General features: G+C 32.6%; 18 protein-coding genes and 1 pseudogene. 11 read left to right on the top strand and 8 right to left on the bottom strand.

Annotated elements, in window-relative coordinates; all coding sequences use genetic code 11:
* The 7 genes and pseudogenes from QZZ51_RS11280 to QZZ51_RS11250 all read left to right on the top strand — a co-directional run.
* Window positions 1–730 (top strand): annotated as a pseudogene (locus tag QZZ51_RS11280) (hypothetical protein); the annotation flags it as partial.
* Window positions 731–756: 26 nt separating this feature from the next.
* On the top strand, window positions 757–2,778 hold the full coding sequence (locus QZZ51_RS11275; protein WP_291869660.1) for a gliding motility-associated C-terminal domain-containing protein: 2,022 nt from the start codon (window positions 757–759) through the stop codon (window positions 2,776–2,778).
* 9 nt (window positions 2,779–2,787) lie between these two features.
* Window positions 2,788–3,741, top strand: a complete 954-nt coding sequence (locus tag QZZ51_RS11270; protein ID WP_291869657.1) for a type IX secretion system membrane protein PorP/SprF — start codon at window positions 2,788–2,790, stop codon at window positions 3,739–3,741.
* 64 nt (window positions 3,742–3,805) lie between these two features.
* Window positions 3,806–4,327, top strand: a complete 522-nt coding sequence (idi, locus tag QZZ51_RS11265; RefSeq protein WP_291869655.1) for an isopentenyl-diphosphate Delta-isomerase — start codon at window positions 3,806–3,808, stop codon at window positions 4,325–4,327.
* 7 nt (window positions 4,328–4,334) lie between these two features.
* Complete coding sequence (locus QZZ51_RS11260) at window positions 4,335–4,742, top strand: 6-carboxytetrahydropterin synthase (protein WP_291869653.1); 408 nt, start codon at window positions 4,335–4,337, stop codon at window positions 4,740–4,742.
* 80 nt (window positions 4,743–4,822) lie between these two features.
* Entirely contained in the window at window positions 4,823–5,791 is a 969-nt protein-coding gene (locus tag QZZ51_RS11255) for a type I phosphomannose isomerase catalytic subunit (protein WP_291869651.1), read from the top strand.
* 56 nt (window positions 5,792–5,847) lie between these two features.
* Window positions 5,848–6,117, top strand: a complete 270-nt coding sequence (locus QZZ51_RS11250) for a hypothetical protein (RefSeq protein WP_291869649.1) — start codon at window positions 5,848–5,850, stop codon at window positions 6,115–6,117.
* Window positions 6,118–6,177: 60 nt separating this feature from the next.
* Here the strand turns inward: QZZ51_RS11250 and QZZ51_RS11245 are convergent, their stop codons facing one another.
* The 4 genes from QZZ51_RS11245 to QZZ51_RS11230 form a co-directional block, all read right to left on the bottom strand.
* Entirely contained in the window at window positions 6,178–6,879 is a 702-nt protein-coding gene (locus QZZ51_RS11245) for a DUF4369 domain-containing protein (RefSeq protein WP_291869647.1), read from the bottom strand.
* A gap of 87 nt (window positions 6,880–6,966) precedes the next feature.
* Window positions 6,967–8,283 (bottom strand): DUF819 family protein, encoded by a 1,317-nt coding sequence (locus QZZ51_RS11240; protein WP_291869633.1) that lies wholly within the window; start codon window positions 8,281–8,283, stop codon window positions 6,967–6,969.
* 30 nt (window positions 8,284–8,313) lie between these two features.
* Window positions 8,314–9,117: a Cof-type HAD-IIB family hydrolase gene (locus QZZ51_RS11235; RefSeq protein WP_291869631.1), complete on the bottom strand. Its 804-nt coding sequence runs from the start codon at window positions 9,115–9,117 to the stop codon at window positions 8,314–8,316.
* A 1-nt stretch (window position 9,118) separates the two neighbouring features.
* Window positions 9,119–11,311 carry a DUF5916 domain-containing protein gene (locus tag QZZ51_RS11230; protein WP_291869629.1) on the bottom strand — a complete coding sequence of 731 codons (2,193 nt, stop codon included), beginning with the start codon at window positions 11,309–11,311 and terminating at the stop codon, window positions 9,119–9,121.
* Between the two features lie 159 nt (window positions 11,312–11,470).
* Between QZZ51_RS11230 and QZZ51_RS11225 the strand changes: the two genes are divergently transcribed.
* Window positions 11,471–12,241, top strand: coding sequence for a S1/P1 nuclease (locus tag QZZ51_RS11225; protein ID WP_291869627.1), 771 nt, complete (start codon window positions 11,471–11,473; stop codon window positions 12,239–12,241).
* Between the two features lie 202 nt (window positions 12,242–12,443).
* On the opposite strand, the gene QZZ51_RS11220 is transcribed toward QZZ51_RS11225, so the two are convergent.
* Window positions 12,444–13,079, bottom strand: a complete 636-nt coding sequence (locus QZZ51_RS11220; protein ID WP_291869625.1) for an MOSC domain-containing protein — start codon at window positions 13,077–13,079, stop codon at window positions 12,444–12,446.
* 67 nt (window positions 13,080–13,146) lie between these two features.
* Window positions 13,147–13,506, bottom strand: coding sequence for a DUF6249 domain-containing protein (locus tag QZZ51_RS11215; protein ID WP_291869662.1), 360 nt, complete (start codon window positions 13,504–13,506; stop codon window positions 13,147–13,149).
* 139 nt (window positions 13,507–13,645) lie between these two features.
* On the opposite strand from QZZ51_RS11215, the gene QZZ51_RS11210 reads away from it, so the two are divergent.
* Both QZZ51_RS11210 and QZZ51_RS11205 read left to right on the top strand, forming a co-directional pair.
* On the top strand, window positions 13,646–14,230 hold the full coding sequence (locus QZZ51_RS11210; protein WP_291869623.1) for an RNA polymerase sigma factor: 585 nt from the start codon (window positions 13,646–13,648) through the stop codon (window positions 14,228–14,230).
* Window positions 14,217–14,624: a hypothetical protein gene (locus tag QZZ51_RS11205; protein WP_291869621.1), complete on the top strand. Its 408-nt coding sequence runs from the start codon at window positions 14,217–14,219 to the stop codon at window positions 14,622–14,624. Before QZZ51_RS11210 ends, QZZ51_RS11205 begins: the two co-directional genes overlap by 14 nt.
* A 59-nt stretch (window positions 14,625–14,683) precedes the next feature.
* Here the strand turns inward: QZZ51_RS11205 and htpG are convergent, their stop codons facing one another.
* Complete coding sequence (gene htpG / locus QZZ51_RS11200) at window positions 14,684–16,573, bottom strand: molecular chaperone HtpG (protein WP_291869619.1); 1,890 nt, start codon at window positions 16,571–16,573, stop codon at window positions 14,684–14,686.
* Window positions 16,574–16,856: 283 nt separating this feature from the next.
* Between htpG and QZZ51_RS11195 the strand changes: the two genes are divergently transcribed.
* A complete protein-coding gene (locus tag QZZ51_RS11195) occupies window positions 16,857–17,864 on the top strand; it encodes a beta-ketoacyl-ACP synthase III (RefSeq protein WP_291869617.1) in 1,008 nt (335 codons plus the stop codon).
* 93 nt (window positions 17,865–17,957) lie between these two features.
* Here the strand turns inward: QZZ51_RS11195 and QZZ51_RS11190 are convergent, their stop codons facing one another.
* Window positions 17,958–20,402 (bottom strand): TonB-dependent receptor, encoded by a 2,445-nt coding sequence (locus tag QZZ51_RS11190; RefSeq protein ID WP_291869615.1) that lies wholly within the window; start codon window positions 20,400–20,402, stop codon window positions 17,958–17,960.
* Between the last annotated feature and the right edge of the window lie 440 nt (window positions 20,403–20,842).

Here is a 20,842-nt window from a genome sequence, read left to right as displayed (position 1 = left end):
TTTATCTATCACAATTCCAACGAATAATGATAATGACGCTACGAATGAAATCCAGACTATTACAAAAGTAGGTTCTACGGTAACTTTATCAGATGGCGGCGGAAGTTTCACAGATACAGATACTGATACGCAATTAACAGAGGCAGAAGTAGATACTTATGTTTCTAATAATGGTTATTTAACCTCATTTTCAGAGGTTGATGGAAGTATCACGAATGAGCTTATAACAGCTTTTGGAGTAAACGGGTCTAACCTACGTATTACAGAAGCTGGAACCAATTTTGATGTTCCATTATCTTCATTAGGGACGGATAACCAAACTGCCTCTGAAGTAGACTCAGACACACCTGTAGATGTAGATGGAGATGGTAGTACCGATGATACGGTAGAAGATGTAATTCAAGCGATAGCTCCAATAACATCTAAAGCTGCTAGAATTTTCTATCCACCATCTATTGCTGTAGACGCTTCTTCCACAGGGCCAGGAACCCCAGTAGATTTATATGCACAATATATAGCACAATATGGAACACCTGCCGTAAAGAGTCCTTCGGCTCCAGCAGCCATTCCTACTTATGCAGCTAGTGAATTGTATTATTATATTACATATTATGATACTACCGTATTTTCAGGAGTAGCAGTTAGTAATACAGGAGTAATGACATTTAATGTAGATAATTTACCAGCGGATTATAACTCATTAATCAATGTAGTATTCGTAGTTAAATAATGCATAGAAAAACGGCCCAAATTCAATTGAAAAATAACCTAACATATAAGTCACTCTTCTTAAGTATTGCTTTTGCATTATTAGGAATTGTAGCATCTAATGCCCAATACTTATTACAGGCACCAAGTAGCACAGATGAAAATAATTACAGATGGTACAATGCGTCTGATACAAGTACTGTATTAAGTACCGATTCTTTTTTAGAAGTAACACAACAAGGTATTTATTTCGCAACTTACGATGGAACTATTTGTGGTAAGAACGCAACCGGTTATTTTATAGTAACCAATTGTAATGCTCCGCATAATGAGGTTACTTTAGATGTAACAGCAAACGTACCCACAAATGCAGCTATTAGCTGGAGTCCGCCTTTACCAGGGAATCAAAATAGTCCAACCGTTATAGCAACGCAGACCTATCAAAAGTATACCGCTTTAATTACCAAAGCAGGAAACACTAGTGCATTACCGAATTTTACGGTAGTCTGTATTAATGAGGCAGCTATTTTGGTAGATGATCTAGTTACAACGGATGAAGATCAGTCAGTTTTAGTGCCTATTTATGATAATGACTCCGATTTACCAACAGCAGGCTCTTTAACGATTAGCACACAACCAACTAACGGAACGGTTAGTATTAATGAAAATGGAACACCTAATAATCCTTTGGATGATATAGTAACATACACGCCAAATCCTGATTACAATGGTCTAGATACATTCAATTATACAGTTTGTAATACTTTCGGCGATTGTAGTACGGCAACCGTAGATGTAACGGTACTTCCTATAGTAGATGCTATAGACGATACTATCGCAACAGAAGAAAACACTCCTGTAGATATAGCTGTTTTAGATAATGATAATGATTTACCTACTACAGGAACCCTTACTATAGCAATACCACCAACCAATGGTAATGTCGTAATAAATGATAATGGAACACCAGCAGACCCGTCAGACGATACGGTTACGTATACACCAAATACGGATTATGTAGGTAATGATACTTTCGATTATACGATTTGTGATACTGCAGGAAATTGTAGTACGGCAACCGTTACCGTATTGGTTACCGATGCAACAGACTTAGATGCTGATAATGATGGTATTGTAGATAGTTTTGAAGATTTAAATGTGGATGGTGATAATGATCCAGCTACAAATCCTACCGATTCAGACGGGGATGGTTTTGCAGATTATTTAGATATAGATGCAGATAATGATGGTATACCAGATAATTTAGAAGCACAAACTACAGCAGATTATATTGCTCCAAGCGGATTAGATGCTAATTCTAATGGTTTAGATGATGCGTATGAGCAGAACGGAAACCTTGGGCTAATACCAGAAGATACAGATGGTGATTTACTACCAGATTATGTCGACGAGGATAGTGACAATGATAATGTGCCAGATCGTATAGAAGGTAATGACCATAATCACGACGGTATTCCAGATGTAGTTTATATAGGTTCGGACAAAGATGACGATGGTTTAGATGATGCTTTTGAAGGTAATTCTACAGTTGATTTTGATGTAAATGATGAGTTAGATGATCCTTATAATGACTTACCCAATACAGATAATGATGAAGAGTCAGATTATAGAGATACAGATGATGATGATGACGGCATAGAAACAACGGATGAAGATTTAAATCAAGATGGCAATTACGCTAATGATGATAGTGATGGAGATGGTACTCCTAATTATTTACAGCCAGATTTAATTGTAAATGAAGAAGAAGTAGAGGTCTTTAATGTACTTACTCCAAATGGCGATGGTGTTCACGATGTACTAAAAATCGATGGTTTAGAAAACTTCCCAAACAATACTATTAAGATTTATAATAGATGGGGCGTGCTAGTTTATACTACCAAGGCGTATAATACAGAAGGAAATGTTTTTGATGGAACTTCCACAGGTAGGGTTACAATCAATACAGATAGTAAACTACCAGTAGGTACTTATTTTTACATATTGGATTACGAACAATCAACTGGAAATATGAAATCTCTATCAGGTTACATATACATAAACAGATAAATGGTATTTATGAATAGTATCCGCAAAAAAAGAAATGCTTCTCTTTGGATTGGAAGAGGAATTATAATGGTAACGCTATTGTTTTGTAGTGTTCTTACTGCACAACAAGATGCGCAGTATACGCAGTACATGTATAATACGGTAAGTGTAAACCCAGGTTATGCAGGTTCTAGAGGGCAAGCAAGTGTTGCCGCTTTATATAGAGCGCAATGGTTAGGTTTAGAAGGGGCTCCGACAACAAAGACTTTTAACTTTCATTCTCCAATTGGGTATAGAGGTGTTGGTTTAGGTCTTTCAGCAGTTAAAGATGATATTGGCCCCACTTCTGAAACTAATTTTGATATTGATTTTTCGTATACCATTTGGACATCCAAAGTAGCGAGAATAAGTTTTGGATTAAAAGCAAGCGCCAATTTACTAGATGTTCGTTTTTCAGAATTAAACCAGTTTACAACAGATATAAGTTTACAGCAAAATATAGATAATCGTTTTTCTCCAAATATAGGAGCAGGAGTTTATTACCATACAGACAAGTTTTATTTAGGACTATCGGTTCCAAGATTTTTAGAAACAAATCATTTTGATGAATCTTCCTTATCTACAGCAAAGGAGCAAATGAATTTTTATTTAATAACAGGTTATGTTTGGGATTTAAATCCAAACTTAAAGTTTAAACCTAGCTTACTTACCAAAATGGTACAAGGAGCACCGTTACAAGTAGATTTATCTGCTAACTTTATGTTGAACGACAAGTTTATTATTGGAGGTGCCTATCGATGGGATGCCGCTTTTAGTGGTATGGTAGGCTTCAATATATCTAATAAATTTCTTATCGGATTGGCTTATGATCGTGAAGTAACAGATTTAGGAAACTCATCGTTTAACGATGGTTCTTTCGAAGTTGTTTTTAGATACGATTTTATCCATACCAAAGATCATTTAAAATCTCCCAGATTCTTTTAGTTAATCCTTTGTTTAAAAAAGCACTTTTTTACTAAATATGAAGTAAAGGTGTTATTTTTACATAATGAAGGAAGAAGAAGTAATCTTAGTTAATCATAATGATGAGCAAATTGGTACTATGCCAAAAATGGAAGCTCATGAAAAAGCACTATTACATAGGGCTTTTTCTGTGTTTATTATGAATGATAAAGGAGAAACAATGCTGCAACAAAGAGCAGCTCACAAATACCATTCACCACTTTTATGGACCAATACATGTTGCAGTCACCAAAGAGTAGGGGAAAGCAATATTGCTGCTGGTAAAAGAAGACTCCAAGAGGAAATGGGTTTTGTTGCAGAACTTAAAGAAGTAATTTCTTTTATATATAAAGCACCTTTCGATAATGGATTAACAGAACACGAGTTAGATCATGTAATGATGGGGCAGTATAATGAAACCCCAACCATTAATCCAGATGAAGTAGAAAGCTGGAAATGGATGAAACCAGAAGATGTTAAAAATGATATAGCTTCTAATCCAGAAAAATATACAGTTTGGTTTAAGATTATTTTTGAGAAATTTTACACCACATTAATCAAAATATGAAATAGATATGAAAGTTAAAGTGAGTAGAAAAGCACATTTTAATGCTGCGCACAGGTTGTATAGAAAAGATTGGGACGAGGAAAAAAATAAAGCTGTATTTGGGAGATGTAATAACCCTAACTACCATGGCCATAATTATGAGTTAGTAGTAAGTGTTTATGGAGAGATAGACGAAGAAACTGGTTTTGTAATGGATATGAAAGTATTAAAAAACCTTATCAAAGTAGAGATAGAAGATATTTTAGATCATAAAAACTTAAACATTGAAATCCCCGAATTTGCAGAGCTAAACCCAACAGCAGAAAATATAGCAGTCTATATATGGAGAAAGCTAAGATTGCATATTGATATGAAAAAAGATTTAGAAGTTGTTTTGTATGAAACGCCCAGAAATTACGTCACTTTTTGCGGATAAAGGAACTATGGATAAAGATTAAATACTATTTTGTAGGAAAAAACGTTCAATTTAAACTAAATTAAAGAACAATCGTAATCATGAAATTATACCCTTTAAAATTTAACCCGATATTAAAAGAGCGTCTTTGGGGAGGAACTAAACTTAAAGACGTTTTAGGAAAATCTATTGATAACGATATTACTGGCGAGAGCTGGGAATTATCGGGAGTTCCAGGCGATATTTCCATTGTAGACAATGGAGAATTGGCCGGAGTATCTCTACAGACATTGATTAATGATTATCCAGAAGAATTATTAGGTAAAAGTGTGGTACAACGTTTTGGTAAGGAGTTTCCAATTCTTATTAAATTTATAGATGCTAAACAAGATTTATCTATACAATTACACCCTAATGATGCATTAGCAAAAGAACGACATGATTCTTTCGGAAAAACAGAAATGTGGTATGTAATGGATGCCGATAAGGATGCTAGTTTAATAGTTGGTTTTAATAAAGATGTAACTAAAGAGGAATATAGTAAGAGTCTTGAAGATAATACATTGTTAGATTTATTGAATTATGAGAATGTAAAAGAAGGAGATACCTTTTTTATAAATACAGGAAAGATACACGCTATTGGCGCTGGTGTTTTATTAGCAGAAATACAGCAAACATCTGATGTAACTTATCGTGTTTTTGATTTTAATAGAAAAGATAAAAATGGTAATCTAAGACAATTACATACGGAAATGGCCTTAGATGCTATGGATTATAAGAAGAAGGATGATTTTAAAGTGGATTACCCTACAGAGAATAATCAAATAAATACAATGGTAGATTGCCCTTACTTTAAAACAAATTTTATAGAAATTTCTGAAGATTTAATCCAAGAAGTTACGCAGAGAGATTCCTTTACAATTTATATGTGTGTTGGTGGGCAAGCCGAAATAAGAACAGAGTCTGGTTCTGCAGAAATTAAAAAAGGAGAAACGGTATTGGTACCTGCCAATGCAAATATTATTACACTAAGTGGAGCTAATGCTAAATTGTTAGAAGTAACTATTTAAAGGTATTCTTTTAAAGAGATATTCTAAAACGTTACTTTTGCTAAAAATATATTATAATGGCAAGTGTAAAAGATTTAAAAAAAGATATTAATTACGTTTTAGGAGATATTATTGAAGCAGTTTACATAGTAGAAGCAGCAAATAATAAAACAGATTCTGCAGAAGGAGCAAAAATTATTGATGGAGCTATTGCTACTTTCGATGATTTAATTGCTAAAGTAAATAAAAGAGGTGTTGAAAACAGAAAGGCACATCTTAACACTGTAAAACAAGAATTAGAAGCTAAAGCAAAAGGATTAGTAGAAGAGCTTAATAAGTTGAGCTAGTTTATTAAAAATTTACAAAGCATAAAAAAATCCACCATTGGTGGATTTTTTTTTATGTTCTTATTTTGGTAATTCGTCTAAGTATTTTTTAAGAGCTTTGCCATATTTGGAATTGGAAACATCTTCACTCAAGGAGTTGGAAATAGAGTCTAAATATTTTCTATTTGCATCAGGTACCTCATGTAGCGCAATGTACGGCGCTAGAGTAGAGTTTGTATTGGTAAGGGCAAAGTTAAGGGCATAAGCGTAACTTCTACGTACAGTATTATCACTTAGTCTGCTTACGGAATCTAATTGTACAGAGTCTAAGACAATTTTAGAATTTCGCACATTTTGTACAATTTGAATATTTTTGATGTTGAAATTAGACATCATTTTACGGTATTCCTCGTACTTTTTATTACTTTCAGAACCAGTAATTTTTGCGCCTCTATCAAATGTGTCCCAAGAGGTGTTAATAGTAATTAAACCAGGTTCTCCGAAAAAAATAATTCTATCGTTATAATCGTTATGGTCTGCTTTATTTAAATACAAGTGAAAAATTTCGGGGTTTTCTACTTCGGTATTAAATGTAAAACTACCATTACCATCCACTTCTAAAGAGTCAATAGTAATTAAAGTAGTGTCTTTAAAATTTTGAAGATAGAGCGTTCCTTTTTTAAGACCTTTTACTTTTCCTGCCACGGTCATCGTATTTTGGGTGTCACCACCACAAGAAATTAATAAAAGGAAGAGAGTAAATACAAGTGCTATTTTTTTCATTGAGTAGTTTTATTGCGGCAAATATCTTTATTTTTTTCCATTTGTATGGATAAGATACCAATTAAGGACAAAGTTTTTATTTTTTTATTATAAAGAAGATGCTATTTCCATAAGATAAGCACACAAAAGTGCACCGCCAGTACCAACTACGTAACCAAAAACAGCAAGTAGTACACCAACAGAAGTTAAAGAAGGATGAAATTCTGCAGCTACAACAGGAGCAGATGCAGCACCACCAACATTGGCTTGGCTACCTACGGCTAAGAAAAAATAGGGAGCTCTAATAATTTTAGCTACTAAGATTAGTAATCCGGCATGGATAGCAATCCAGATAAAGCCAATTAAAATAAGCCCTGGATTTTCTAAAACACGCCCTAAATCTACTTTCATACCAATAGTAGCTACAAGTATGTAAATGAACATTCCACCAATTTTACTGGCGCCAGCGCCTTCATAATTTTTAGCTTTTGTAAAGGATAAAGTAATTCCTACAGTGGTTGCAATTACAACCATCCAAAAGAAACTAGAGCCTAGAAAGGATAAAAAGTTAGTAGAATCGGCAACAGCCGATATATTTTCTTTTAAGTAAGAACTTATATGTCCACCAAAGAAATGTGCAGTACCAACAGCTGTAAAAGCCAAACCTAGCATAATCATGTAATCTCCTAAAGTAGGAACACGAGTGATACGATCTGTAAATTCAGTTACTTTAACTTTTAATTTTTCTATAGCTGAAGTATCCGCTTTAAGCCACTTATCAATTTTTTTTGTTTTACCAACTCCCAATAATATTATAGCCATCCATACATTAGCGACAAAAATGTCAACTAGTACCATACCGCCATATTTTTCTGGGGTATACTTAAATATTTCATACATGGCAGCTTGGTTAGCACCACCGCCAATCCAACTTCCGGCAATGGTAGAGAGCCCTCTCCAAATAGCATCAAAATCGTTACCACCAACAGATTCTGGTGAGAAAATAGAGACTATTAATATTGCAATTGGTCCTCCAATTATAATTCCTACGCTACCAGTTAAAAACATAATCAATGCTTTGGATCCTAGATTACTAATAGCTTTTAAATCTATACTTAAAGTCATTAATACTAAGGCTGCAGGTAATAAATACCGACTAGCCATATAGTAGAGTCTAGAACTATGTTTAGTAGCGTTGCCTAATGCATCCACAGTATGCCATTCTTCTGCAACAACACCAAAAGAGGATAGTAAGGCAGGTAGTAAATAACACATTAGAACAGCAGGTATAATGGAATAGAATTTTTTCCAAAAGCCTGTTTTTATAGAAGAGGTATAGAAAATAAATCCTAAGCTTAAAGCGAGTAAACCAAAGACAACAGTATCATCAGTTATAAGTGGTTGGGGTAAAAGTTTTTCGGTCATATAGTAAATAATTAGTCTTTTTTAATATATCTAGTTAAAGAGGTTTTGTCTTACATAATGAGCAACACCATCTTCGGTATTTTTTAAAGTTATATCGTCAGCTATTTTTTTAGTTTCTTCTCGGGCATTACCTACGGCTATACCACAACCAGTATGTTGTAGCATATCTATATCATTATAGTTATCGCCAAAGGATATAATATCATTTAGGGAATTTTTGTCTTTTATTAAATCAGTAATAGCAGAGAGTTTAGATACGGATTTAGGAGAAATTTCAATTAAAGTGTCATTAGAGCGGTAGATGTTAATCTCATTAGATAAAGATTCTTGTAGCTTTTGAAAAGCAATGTCAGCCGTACTTTTTGTTCCCATGAGCATTATTTTATGGGCACCTATATTTCTTAATTTCCAATCTAAAATAGTGTCTTCTGTATTTTTAAAAACGGGTTCTACTTTGGTATGTAGTTTTTCTTTTTGTACCCTTTCTGAATCTAATTCTACATACCATTCATCTTTATAATAGAGCCCAAGTTTTATATTATATTGCTCTGCCACGGTATGAATGTTTTCTAAGCAAGGAGCTGGTATTATTGTAGATGTTATTTCTTTGTCTCCATTTAATATTAAAGCGCCATTATAGCATATAATAGGTTCATGTAGAATTCCCAAATCTTTTTGAATATAGCGCATGGCTTTTGGCATCCTTGCTGATACTAGAATAATTTGCATATGTTTTTTTACTCTCTCTATTTCTTTAATAGTAAATTTAGATACATCACTTTTTGTTGTTAGCAAAGTACCGTCTAAATCGGAGCATAAAATTTTGTATGTCATTCTATATATTTAACCAGTAGGTTAATTTTAAGTTTATAGATCTATTCTTGGGTTCAAAACTGTTTACAAAGTAGTTGTCATTATAGACTATAAACAAATCGGACAAAGGAGCAAAACGCCATTGTAACCTAGAGTTAAAACCTAAATTATCTCTTTGATTGCTATATTGTACTAATGTAGACCAAAAGATAGATTTGCTAAATGTAATATCTATTTTAGGGCTTACAAGCCATATGTCTGCACTAGGGTGTGGGTTTGGGAGTGAAATTTTATCATAGTTTACTAAAAGGGATAAAAAGACTTTGGGTTGAAAACGCATGCTCATTCTACTACGAAAAGAATATCGCTCACCATTAAAAAATTTACCAAGTGTAGTATTTAAAGTATAGGCAAATATTTTTCTTCGATCAGATCCAAATTCTAAATCTATACTGCTATAATGATACCCTACATTTCCTGGAATAGGAATGCTATCATCTGTATATGTAGGGTCAAAATCTTCTGTTAGGAATGTATAACTATTTTTTATTTGTATGTTAACCTTATTCTGGTTATTGTAAGTAGCAGACCAACTTGTCATTATATTGTAGTCGGTATTCTTATAATTTAAAGAAGGGCTCCAAGTTATTTCGGGGAAAATTAGAAAACTATGATTTTGTATTTTTCCTTTGCTGGGCCAAAAAATCCTTTCCATACCAAAAACTCCTTTTACAATATCGTTTCTACGAATAAACCCTAAATCTGACCTAAAGTCTTCTCCAATAGATACCCAATCTGTAAATACGTTATATTTCTTAGAATTATATTGTAAAAACGCTCCTGTAGAGAGATCTTTCCCTTGGTTATTAGGCTCAAAAGACTTGTGAATATAGTATTTACCTGCCCAAGTATTATCAGCAGAAACTAAATTGTAGTCTATACCTATAACTCTATTAAAACGATCTTCTTCGGCTAGAAAATCGTAATTTTTAATAGATTCTCTGTTAATAAGGAATAGTCCAATGTTAGATCTAGAAAATACTTTTTGCTGAAGTGCTAGCATAGCATTATTGTTCGATGGTATTTCGTTTTCTAAATTTTCTTCTGTTTGGAGGTTCATAAAACCAAGTCTAAAATCCTTGTTGATTTTTCCACTTAATCGTAGGCCACCAATGATTTTATTTTCTATGGAGTTATCAGCAGTGTCTTTAGCAATACCAATTCTTCTAGAAAAAAACGGATTTGCATCTCTACCACCACCAAAACTGGAAAATAAATCGCTATTATCTATAAAAAATTGTCTTTTTTCTGGTAGAGAAACTTCGAATCTGGTAAGGTTGGTAATTTGGTCATCTACTTCGACCTGAGAAAAATCAGGGTTTACCGTAACATCTAAGTTCATGCTATTGCCAATCGCTATTTTGGCATCGCCCCCAAATTTTATGTTATTTATTTTGTCGTTGGTTTCAAAATCTTTCTGAGACAATGTGTTTATATAAGGTATAATAGCAAGAGGTGCCCTAGATTTTCCTAAGGGTTTTTCAAAAATCATATCTCCCATATAACCTAAGTTGAATATGTTTTGGTTTTGAGGAATATTAACCCATGTGCTTCTTTCATTAGATTGCGTATCAAATTTATAGCTATTAAAACGCCATTTAGTTTCTCCTTCTTTAAATTTAAATGATGTAAGGGGTATTTTAAATTCGGATGTATAATAGGTATCATATATTTTAGAATCACCTATCCATTTTGCATCCCAAGACATATTAAACCCTCTATTCTCTCTTCCTCCTCCAGATAATAAGCCCTCCCTGCGAACGCCATAAGGGTTAGATCCAAATATAAAAGCGTTGTTACTGTCGTTAAAAGTATCAAATAGCAGTGTTATGTTATCACTATTACCAGCTCTAAAATCTCGTTTTAAACTCTGTATTCTAAAGTTTTTTCCGGCAGTGTTTACTTTAATACCAACATAAAGGTATGCATCATCATACAGCATTTTAATACTAGATTGTTGCCTAGCCTGTATAGAGTCAATAGGAAAATATTCCCAAAATTCAGTAGCCCCTTCTGCTGTTTTCCAGATGGGTTCATCTAAGATTCCATCTGCAATTATAGGTTCTGAAATATGCTTAACGGTAAAAGATTTAGATTGGCTATAAGTCTTTATTGTAATAAAAAACAGAGCAATAATGGCAAGATACTTTGTCATTCTGAGGTTTAATTAGTTGTATCAAATTTAGGATTTTTAAACTAAAGAAGCTTAGAGATTTTAGGAGTCTAAGCAAGTGTTGTAATTACAGGTGTTAAATATAGAGTCTTCCTCTAAGATTAATATAGTAATAACTATTTTTGAGTAAAGTATTTAATTATGAAAAAAATTACAATTTTACTCTTTTTTATTGTTCAACTTTCTTTTGGGAACTCTATTTTCTGGTCTAAAACTGGGCATAGGGTTATAGGAGATGTAGCACAAGAACATTTATCAAGAAAAGCAAAAAGAGAAATTAATAAATTGTTAGACGGTCAAAGCTTGGCATCTATTTCTAATTTTGGAGATGAAATAAAGGCAGATAAACGCTACAAGGAGTTTAGTGCTTGGCATTATGTAAATTTCCCTACGGACAAAAAATACACGGATGTTAAGCCAAGTAAGTACGGAGATATAATTATAGGAATAGAAAAATGTATTACTATTGTTAAAGATGTAAAAAAAACCAAGGAGGATAGAGCATTTTATTTAAAATTATTGGTTCATTTAGTAGGTGATTTGCACCAGCCAATGCATGTAGGTAGATTAGAAGATAAAGGAGGGAATGACTTTCAAGTACAATGGTTTAATAAAGGAACTAATTTACATAGGGTTTGGGATTCTCATTTGATAGAGGATAATGGTTTGAGTTACACAGAATTATCTCAATCTTTACCAAAATTAAACAAGGAGGAACGAAAAAATATACAAAAGGGTACTATTTATGACTGGGTAGAAGAATCGCAAGATATAGCAAATGAAATTTACTCTTCTGTAAAAGTAGGAGATAAGCTTTGGTATGGTTATAGTTATAAATGGTGGGGAACAGTTGAAAACCAGTTACAGGTAGGTGGTTTGCGCTTAGCAAAGGTTTTAAATGATATGTTTTAGTAGTTTGGCTAAGGTTTAATTTACTTAAGATATTAAGTAACTATGAGAAAATTAGTAGAGTTTGCCAGCTGATTAAAGATAGTGGGTAACTTTTAAAATTAGGTATAAAAAATCGGGTAGCACAGCCGATTTTTTTTGTTTTAATGCAGTACCGTTTTTAATTAATTATAAGGGAACTGGAGGGTCCCCTTTTCTATGTCTTTTAGTATAGAAATTTTTTTAATTTTTCTTTTTTGTTTTCTGGTAAGTGAATATTTGTAATTGCTAATTGTAATATGTTTTTATCCTTTTCTTTAGCATATAGTAATTGATAAAATTGTTGCACCGTTAAGGTATTTTTAGACTCTTCAATTAAAATAAGAGTGTCTCCAATTTTTACGTTCCCTTCTTCTAAAACTTTTATATAGGTTCCAGGGAAGCCATGATGTATAAATTGCTTGAGTATATTTTGAGTCCCAAACCGAATACCTAATTTGTAGCATGGTTCTCTGGGTTGGGAAATCTGAATAATACACTCGCCAACCTTGTAAATGTTGCCAATTCTTAGTGTAGCCTCATCTAGCCCATTTACTGTTAGGTTTTCGCCAAACATTCCCCAATTCCATTCCAAGTCTGGGTATAATTTTTTCCAATAATCATAATTATCTGCAGAAAATAAATAGCAGGCTTTGTCTACACCTCCATGGTGTTTACGGTCGATAACGGTATCTTTTAAGACATCTAACTTTCCTAAGTATATAGAATTAGAAATAGGATATTTGTAAATGCCAGTTTTTTCTTCTTTACCATTCCAAAAGATAGTAGTTGGTTCAGAAATGTTAGTAGATATTATTTCCATGAATTAAAGGTATAAAAAAACCGCTGTATTTGTACAGTGGTTTTTTTAGTATTTTAAAAGTAGTTGATTAGGCTATTTTTTCACTATCTATTTTTTTTGTCATAAAGAAACCTGTTAAAAGACCAATACCAGCCATTAAAAATATAGTTCCTGGGTAAGCTACTTCGGCATCTAATCCGAAAGAAAGAACCATTGCTGATGCAATAAATATGGCTAGTCCAATACCTATTAATAATAAAGATAAGTTTAAGATGAAAATTTTCCATACAGGAGTTAATTTTTCAGCTTTTCCCTTGACAAAAATACTTGCTTCTGCTCCTTTTTCTATTAATGCTAAACGTTCTTTATTCCTGGTAGAGTAATGTAAATAAAACACTCCGAAAATTGAAGAGAATATGGTTAATACGATAATGATTTCTTCCATGATTTAATTGTTTTTTAATTGATTAATAAACTTGTTCGTAGGGTATGACGACAACATTTAAATGTAGGTTACAATATTTATTAAATATTTTTTTTACAATAAAGTGTAACCATTTAATTAAATTATACGTCATACCTATTAAATGAGCCAAGACCAAGACCAGAATTATATTAAAAGCATTATTATGGGAGATACCCATACGCTTGCTTTGTTAGTAGAAAAATACAAACATATGGTTTTTACTTTGGCATTCCGTATGGTTAAGAATAGAGAGGAAGCAGAGGAGGTTTTACAAGATGTTTTTATAAAAGTATATAATGCAGTTGATAGTTATAATGGAGATGCTAAGTTCTCCACATGGTTATATAAAATAGCCTATAATAAGAGTTTAGATTATCTTAAAAAGCAAAAAAGAAGTTTAGATACATTCTCTGTAGATGATTATGAGAATATGGATTTTGCTGAAATGGAAAATATAACTCGTAATATAGAAGAGAAAGAGCGAAAAGAGGCGATTGGCAAAATATTAAAAGAGTTATCTGCTAAGGATAGCGTTTTAATTACATTGTACTATTATGAAGAATTATCGCTAATTGAGATAGCTAAGGTGATGGATTTGTCTCCTAATACAGTGAAAGTGCAATTACATAGAAGCAGGAAACGTTTGGCAAAGTTATTAAAGGAAAAACTAGAACCAGAAATTATTCAAGGTTATGGAAAAAAATAAAGAAAAAGAGTTCGATGTTTTTTTTAGTAAGGCTATTAAGGAAGTAGGGATGGAATCTCCCTCTTTAGATTTTACAAAGAAATTATTGGCAAAAATAGAAGTAAAACAAGTAAAAAAGACTCATTTTGTATATAAACCTATAATAACAAAATATGCATGGGGAATTATAGCTGCAGTCTTTTTAGTTGTATTGGGGTATATAGTAACTGGGGATTATCAATCTAATATGAGTTGGTGGTCAGCATTTAATTTAGATTTAAAATGGCATATAAAGCTACCAGAAATTTCTATATCTAAGACTTATATATATTGTTTTATTGGTTTTACTGTATTCTTAGGGTTGCAAGTATATCTTATAAAACAACATCATAGCAAACAATTTTCTTTAAGGTAATAAAAAAGCCAGCAAAAAAATGTATTTTCTTGCTGGCCTAAAGTGTATTTAGAAATGGATTATTTCACCATATCATAACTACGTTTTATAAACTCAGTTAATTCAGCACCTTTCAATAGACCTTTAGAAAGTCTAGCCAAATCTAAAGATTGATTTATTAATCTTTCTTTCTTTTTGTCTGTTTTAGTGTTTAGAATTTCACTTACCAATTCATGGTTCGTATTTACAACCAAATTGTACATTTCGGGCATATTACCCATGCCGAACATACCGCCACCGCCACCGCTTTGTTGCATTTCTTTCATTCTACGCATAAACTCTGGCTCCGTAATTATAAAAGGAGAGGCATTGCTATCCATTACTTCTAATTGAACAGTATAGCTTTTGTTTTCAATAGTTTTTTCTAAAACCTCCTTAAGAGTTTCTTTTTCTTCATCAGAGAGTTTAGAAATTTGATTTTCCTCTTTTTTAATAAGATTATCTACATGATCAGAATCTACTCTAGTAAAAGAAATATTTTCTTTAGCACCTTCTAGTTTTTGCATTAAATGTGCAATAATAGGAGAGTCCATTAAAAGAACTTCATATCCTTTCGCTTTTGCAGCCTCAATATAGCTATGTTGCGCTTCTTTGTCCGATGCGTATAAAACAACAAGTTTGCCATCCTTATCTGTTTGGTTGGCTTTTAATTTTTCTTGTAATTCGTCAAAAGTATAGAAAGAACCATCTACAGTTGGGTAAAGAGCAAATTTGTCTGCTTTTTCAAAGAATTTATCTTCAGAAAGCATTCCATACTCAATAACTATTTTAATATCGTTCCATTTCTGCTCTAAATCTTCTCTGTTATTTTTAAACAATGAAGAAAGTTTATCTGCTACTTTTCTAGTGATATAAGAAGATATTTTCTTTACAGCACCATCTGCTTGTAAGTAAGATCTAGATACGTTTAATGGAATGTCTGGAGAATCTATAACACCACGTAACATGGTTAAAAATTCTGGCACAATACCTTCCACATTATCCGTTACAAAAACTTGGTTTTGGTATAGTTGAATTTTATCTTTCTGCGCATTAAGGTCATTCGATAATTTTGGAAAATAAAGAATACCAGTTAAGTTAAAAGGATAGTCTACATTTAAGTGAATATTAAACAAAGGCTCCTCGAACTGCATTGGGTACAATTCTCTATAAAAACTTTTATAATCTTCCTCTTTTAAGTCTGCAGGTTGTTTAGTCCAAGCAGGCTTAGGGTTGTTTATAATATTATCTACCTCTTGCGTTGGTGCCTCATCTTCCTCTTTAGCTCCTTCTGGTTTATCTAAAGTTTCTGTTTTAGTTCCGAATTTTATAGGAATAGGCATAAACTTGTTATACTTATTTAATAATTCGGTAATTCTACTGTCTTCTAAAAACTCGGTAGAATCATCCGCAATGTGTAATATTATTTCTGTTCCACGGTCTTCTTTTTTACCTTCTTCTAAAGTAAAGTTTGGAGAACCATCACAGGACCAATGTGCCGCAGGGGCATCTTTGTAACTTTTTGTTATGATTTCTACTTTTTCTGCAACCATAAAAGCAGAATAGAAACCTAATCCAAAATGACCTATGATACCAGTTTCTTTGGCACCATCTTCATATTTATTTAAAAATTCTTCTGCACCAGAAAAAGCAACTTGGTTAATGTATTTTTCAACCTCATCAGCTGTCATACCTAAACCTTGATCAATAATATGCAGTTTTTTACCTTCTTTGTCTACTTTTATTTCAATTCTAGGATTGCCATACTCCACTTTTGCTTCTCCAATAGAAGTTAAATGTTTTAATTTAAGGGTGGCATCTGTTCCATTAGATATTAATTCTCGTAAAAATATTTCGTGATCACTATATAAGAATTTCTTAATAAGTGGAAATATATTTTCTACGGAAACATTAATTTTACCTTTTGACATTACTATATCTCGTTTAATTATTAATGTTTAGTATTAGTCAAAAAAAATACCATTCTATCTAACGATGACAAACTGACATCTTTTTTGTCATAAGGAGTTAAAATATTGTAATAATCCTTTTTTAATAGAGGATGTACACTTGTTTTAGGAAATGGTATTTGTTTTAGGGTTTCTTTCGTAAAATGGCTATCTTAGAAGGGTTATATTGTTAATAAATGTTTTTAACTTGCACACCAATTTTTAGAGAACCTTTTTTACAAAATATTTAAAATTAATGCATCCTATGTACAATTCAAAAATTACCGGATTAGGGTATTATGTCCCAGATAATGTGGTTACCAATGATGATTTATCCAAAGTGATGGATACTAATGACGCCTGGATTCAGGAAAGAACAGGAATCAAAGAGCGTAGACATGTAGCTTCTGAAGAAGATACTACTACTTCTATGGGTGTAAAAGCTGCTAAAATTGCTATAGAAAGAGCAGGAATAGATAAGAATGATATCGATTTTATTGTCTTTGCGACATTAAGTCCGGATTACTATTTTCCAGGACCTGGGGTATTAGTGCAGAAAGAGCTAGGTATTAAGACAGTAGGAGCTTTAGATGTTAGAAACCAATGTTCAGGATTTGTATATGGAATCTCTGTAGCGGACCAATACATTAAAACAGGTATGTATAAAAATGTACTTGTAATAGGTTCCGAAGTGCATTCTCGAGGGTTAGATATGACTACTCGTGGTAGAAGTGTTTCTGTAATATTTGGAGACGGAGCTGGTGCGGCTGTTTTAAGTAGGGAAGAAGATACAAGTAAAGGAATATTATCTACACATTTACATTCCGAAGGAGAGCATGCTGAGGAATTGGCTTTGATAGCACCAGGAATGGGTAAAAGATGGGTTACCGATATCATAAAGGAAAATGATCCTAATGATGAATCGTATTTACCTGTTATGAATGGCCAATTTGTATTTAAAAATGCTGTGGTACGTTTTAGTGAGGTAATAATGGAAGGTTTATCTAAAAATAATTTAGAGCCAACAGATATCGACATGTTAGTACCACACCAAGCTAATCTTAGAATTTCTCAGTTTATACAGAAAAAATTTAGGCTGAATGATGATCAGGTATTTAATAATATTATGAAGTATGGTAATACTACAGCTGCTTCTATTCCTATTGCATTAACAGAAGCTTGGGAGCAAGGTAAAATAAAAGAAGGCGACCTTGTTGTATTGGCTGCCTTTGGTAGTGGTTTTACTTGGGGAAGTGTAATAATAAAGTGGTAAAAATAAAACCCGAGACAATTGTCTCGGGTTTCTTATATCAATTAGCTATAAGAGAAAACCAACCAAATTCTATTATTTGCTAATCCATATATTTTAAAGAATTCCACCACCACCTTGTTTGGTGTTGCTATCTCTTCTCTTTCTTTTAGAAGCTCTATTTTTTCCGCTTCCGAACATATAAGATAGTCCAACATAAGCGGATCTACTTTCCCAGTTAAATTGCCCGTTTTGGGTAAAAGGATTATCGCTATCAAAAGCAAAGCGCATAGTATTAAATATGTCATTGTAATTAACACTTAGAGTGCCTTTACCTTGTGCAAAACTGTATCTTGCTCCAGTATTTACAAAGTACATTGGTTTTACTTTAAATTGAATGTTCTCATTTGCTCCTCTATAAAAACCAAAAAGCTGTAATGTTAGTTTTTTACTGGCTTTAAAACTATTGTTTAAGCGTACATTCCAGGTAGTATTATCTATTTCTATTTTGTCTATAATAATATCATCTATTGTAGCTGTGCTGTTACTAGTTAGTAATCGTTCAGAGATTCCACGTTGTGTTTGGGAGTATAAATCAAAACTTCCGTTTAGGCTCCACCAATTTGTTGCTTTATAGCTTCCAGAAACTTCTAAGCCATAAGAAGAAGTGTCCTCAAAATTTTCAAAAGATAAAATCATTTTATTTAAATCAAGTCTATCGATAGAGACAGCTCTGCTAATTTCATCTTTTATAGTTCTGTAAAAAATACCAGTAGTAATACTTCCTTTTCCTAACCTTCGAGTATAGTTTACTTCATAAGAGTTGGTAAATTGTGGTTTTAATGATGGGTTTCCTAAAGAAGAAATTAAAGGAGTAGACCATTCTCTAATAGGGTTAACCTGCCCTAGTCCTGGGCGATCTATTCTTCTACTATAGCTTAGTTGAAACTGATTTTTATCCGAAGGAGAATACTTTAAAAAACCAGAAGGGTAGAATTCCGTGTATTTGTCGGTAAAAGAACGCACTGTATTTGTATCTGCTTTTACTTCAACATCTTCTACTCTTACCCCTAATTGATAAGACCATTTTTTGTAATTCTGACCAAAAGTTGCGTAAGCAGAATAAATATCCATTGCATAAACAAAATCGGTATCTGGAGTAGGTCTAAGGCTTCCGTTTTGGTTAAAAGTTAAGCCAGTAGAATTATAACCTACATTAGTTTCAAAAACTCTAGCTTCTACACCTAATTCTAATTTAGAAATGGAATCTAATGGATTTACATAATCTAGGTTTCCTATTTTTTGTGTTCTTTTAGTATTTACAAAATCTTTATAGTTAGGTGTAATAGTATTTCCGCTAAAGGCGAAAGCAGCATCTTCATCATTATTAAATTCATTGTAATCTACTTCCAATTCAAGATTGTGCCCCTCTTTTTTAAAATCTAACTTATAATCAAAATTGTATTGCTCGCTTAAGTTATCATTATTGTTATTAAATAATTGCGCAGAGTTCTTATTCAAATCGTCGTAATAAATAATATCTGTAGCGCCACTACTCTTACCGTCGAATTTGTTCTGGTTAGTGAAAAAAGAAATGGTATTCTTATCGTTTAAATAAAAATCTACTCCAATTTTATACAGGTGAGATTTGTTATTATCGAAAAATTTAAACAATTGCTCCGAATTCTCTTCATGTCTGTACAGAAATCCTCGGTTGTTGTTTTTTCCGATATTATTACCATAATTACCGTATAAATTAAATTTTCCGTTTCTGTAGTTTAAATCTACAGAGCTATTAAACTTTGCGTTTTTAGCTTTAGTTAATCCTAGATTTAAAGTACCATTAAAACCAATATTAGCATTCTTATGAAGAATAATATTGATTATCCCACTCATTCCTTCGGGATTGTATTTTGCGGATGGGTTGGTAATTAATTCAATAGATTTTATAGATGTAGATGGTATTTGCTTTAGTAATTGCGCTACAGGTACATTAGATAGTTTACCGTCTACCATAACACGAACATTAGAATTTCCGCGCAAGCTGAGCTCCCCAGATTGAGAGTCTACACTTACAGATGGGATATTATTCATTATATCCGATGCAGATGCACCAGCAGTAGTAAGGTCTTTTCCAACATTAATAACTTTACGGTCTATTTTTTGTTCAATAGTAGTTCTTTCTGCTACTACTTCAACACCAGTTAGTTGTTGGGATTCTTCTTCTAAAGAAATAATACCTAAATTAATTTTTCTATTTTTCTTAGATATAGTAATTTGTGTGGTATAGGTTTTATACCCTATGTATTGCACCTCAAGATTAAACGTGCCTTCTACAACTTTTTTAATTTCAAAACTTCCGTCGTCTTCCGTAATTCCGCCGGTTATCGTTTTGCTGCCGTCTAAAGATTTAATTACGATAGCTGCATACGCAATGGGAGTGTTTTGTAATTGTTCTGTTACTTTTCCGGAAACACTTCCTGTTACAAGGTCCGGATTTACATTTTTAGCTGAGGTTGTGCCATAAATAAATATAGCGAAAAGCATAATTACTTTTTTCATGATTTTGTTTTTTGATTGATGATACCTACAAGACGATGAATAGAGGAAAGTGTTACGAGAAAAATTTATTTTAACAGAAATTAACAATGTTATTTGCTGTAAACCACAAGTAAGTAGTTGGTTTTTAGGTGTTGGTGTGAATGAATAAAAAGTGAAGAAAATTTAAAACCCCAGCATTGCTGCTGGGGTTTTTTCGCTGATAGACTATACTAAACACTAACCATTAACTATAAACATATAGTTTTCTCAACGACTTATATTGTAAAAAATGTAAACAATCTTGGTTTATTACTACTAATAGACGAATTTTTATTGTAAAAGTTACAATTTTAAGATAAAATTTAACATCCTAATAACATACCAATGAACAAAACATTAGTAATCGGAGCTTCTTTAAATCCTAATCGCTATAGTAATATAGCAATACATCGTTTAGTAAA

Origin of the sequence: Maribacter sp., from assembly GCF_016744255.1 — a bacterium.
Taxonomy (GTDB): Bacteria; Bacteroidota; Bacteroidia; order Flavobacteriales; family Flavobacteriaceae; genus Maribacter_B.
The sequence above is the reverse complement of the archived record's forward strand: the minus strand, read 5'-3'. Positions and strand labels throughout refer to the sequence as shown.

Bases quoted from the DNA above. Each gene is read 5' to 3' on its own strand.
- QZZ51_RS11270 (WP_291869657.1), top strand. From the start codon at position 2,788: ATGAATAGTATCCGCAAAAAAAGAAATGCTTCTCTTTGGATTGGAAGA.
- idi (WP_291869655.1), top strand. From the start codon at position 3,806: ATGAAGGAAGAAGAAGTAATCTTAGTTAATCATAATGATGAGCAAATT.
- QZZ51_RS11260 (WP_291869653.1), top strand. From the start codon at position 4,335: ATGAAAGTTAAAGTGAGTAGAAAAGCACATTTTAATGCTGCGCACAGG.
- QZZ51_RS11255 (WP_291869651.1), top strand. From the start codon at position 4,823: ATGAAATTATACCCTTTAAAATTTAACCCGATATTAAAAGAGCGTCTT.
- QZZ51_RS11250 (WP_291869649.1), top strand. From the start codon at position 5,848: ATGGCAAGTGTAAAAGATTTAAAAAAAGATATTAATTACGTTTTAGGA.
- QZZ51_RS11245 (WP_291869647.1), bottom strand. From the start codon at position 6,879: ATGAAAAAAATAGCACTTGTATTTACTCTCTTCCTTTTATTAATTTCT.
- QZZ51_RS11240 (WP_291869633.1), bottom strand. From the start codon at position 8,283: ATGACCGAAAAACTTTTACCCCAACCACTTATAACTGATGATACTGTT.
- QZZ51_RS11235 (WP_291869631.1), bottom strand. From the start codon at position 9,117: ATGACATACAAAATTTTATGCTCCGATTTAGACGGTACTTTGCTAACA.
- QZZ51_RS11230 (WP_291869629.1), bottom strand. From the start codon at position 11,311: ATGACAAAGTATCTTGCCATTATTGCTCTGTTTTTTATTACAATAAAG.
- QZZ51_RS11225 (WP_291869627.1), top strand. From the start codon at position 11,471: ATGAAAAAAATTACAATTTTACTCTTTTTTATTGTTCAACTTTCTTTT.
- QZZ51_RS11220 (WP_291869625.1), bottom strand. From the start codon at position 13,079: ATGGAAATAATATCTACTAACATTTCTGAACCAACTACTATCTTTTGG.
- QZZ51_RS11210 (WP_291869623.1), top strand. From the start codon at position 13,646: ATGAGCCAAGACCAAGACCAGAATTATATTAAAAGCATTATTATGGGA.
- QZZ51_RS11205 (WP_291869621.1), top strand. From the start codon at position 14,217: ATGGAAAAAAATAAAGAAAAAGAGTTCGATGTTTTTTTTAGTAAGGCT.
- htpG (WP_291869619.1), bottom strand. From the start codon at position 16,573: ATGTCAAAAGGTAAAATTAATGTTTCCGTAGAAAATATATTTCCACTT.
- QZZ51_RS11195 (WP_291869617.1), top strand. From the start codon at position 16,857: ATGTACAATTCAAAAATTACCGGATTAGGGTATTATGTCCCAGATAAT.
- QZZ51_RS11190 (WP_291869615.1), bottom strand. From the start codon at position 20,402: ATGAAAAAAGTAATTATGCTTTTCGCTATATTTATTTATGGCACAACC.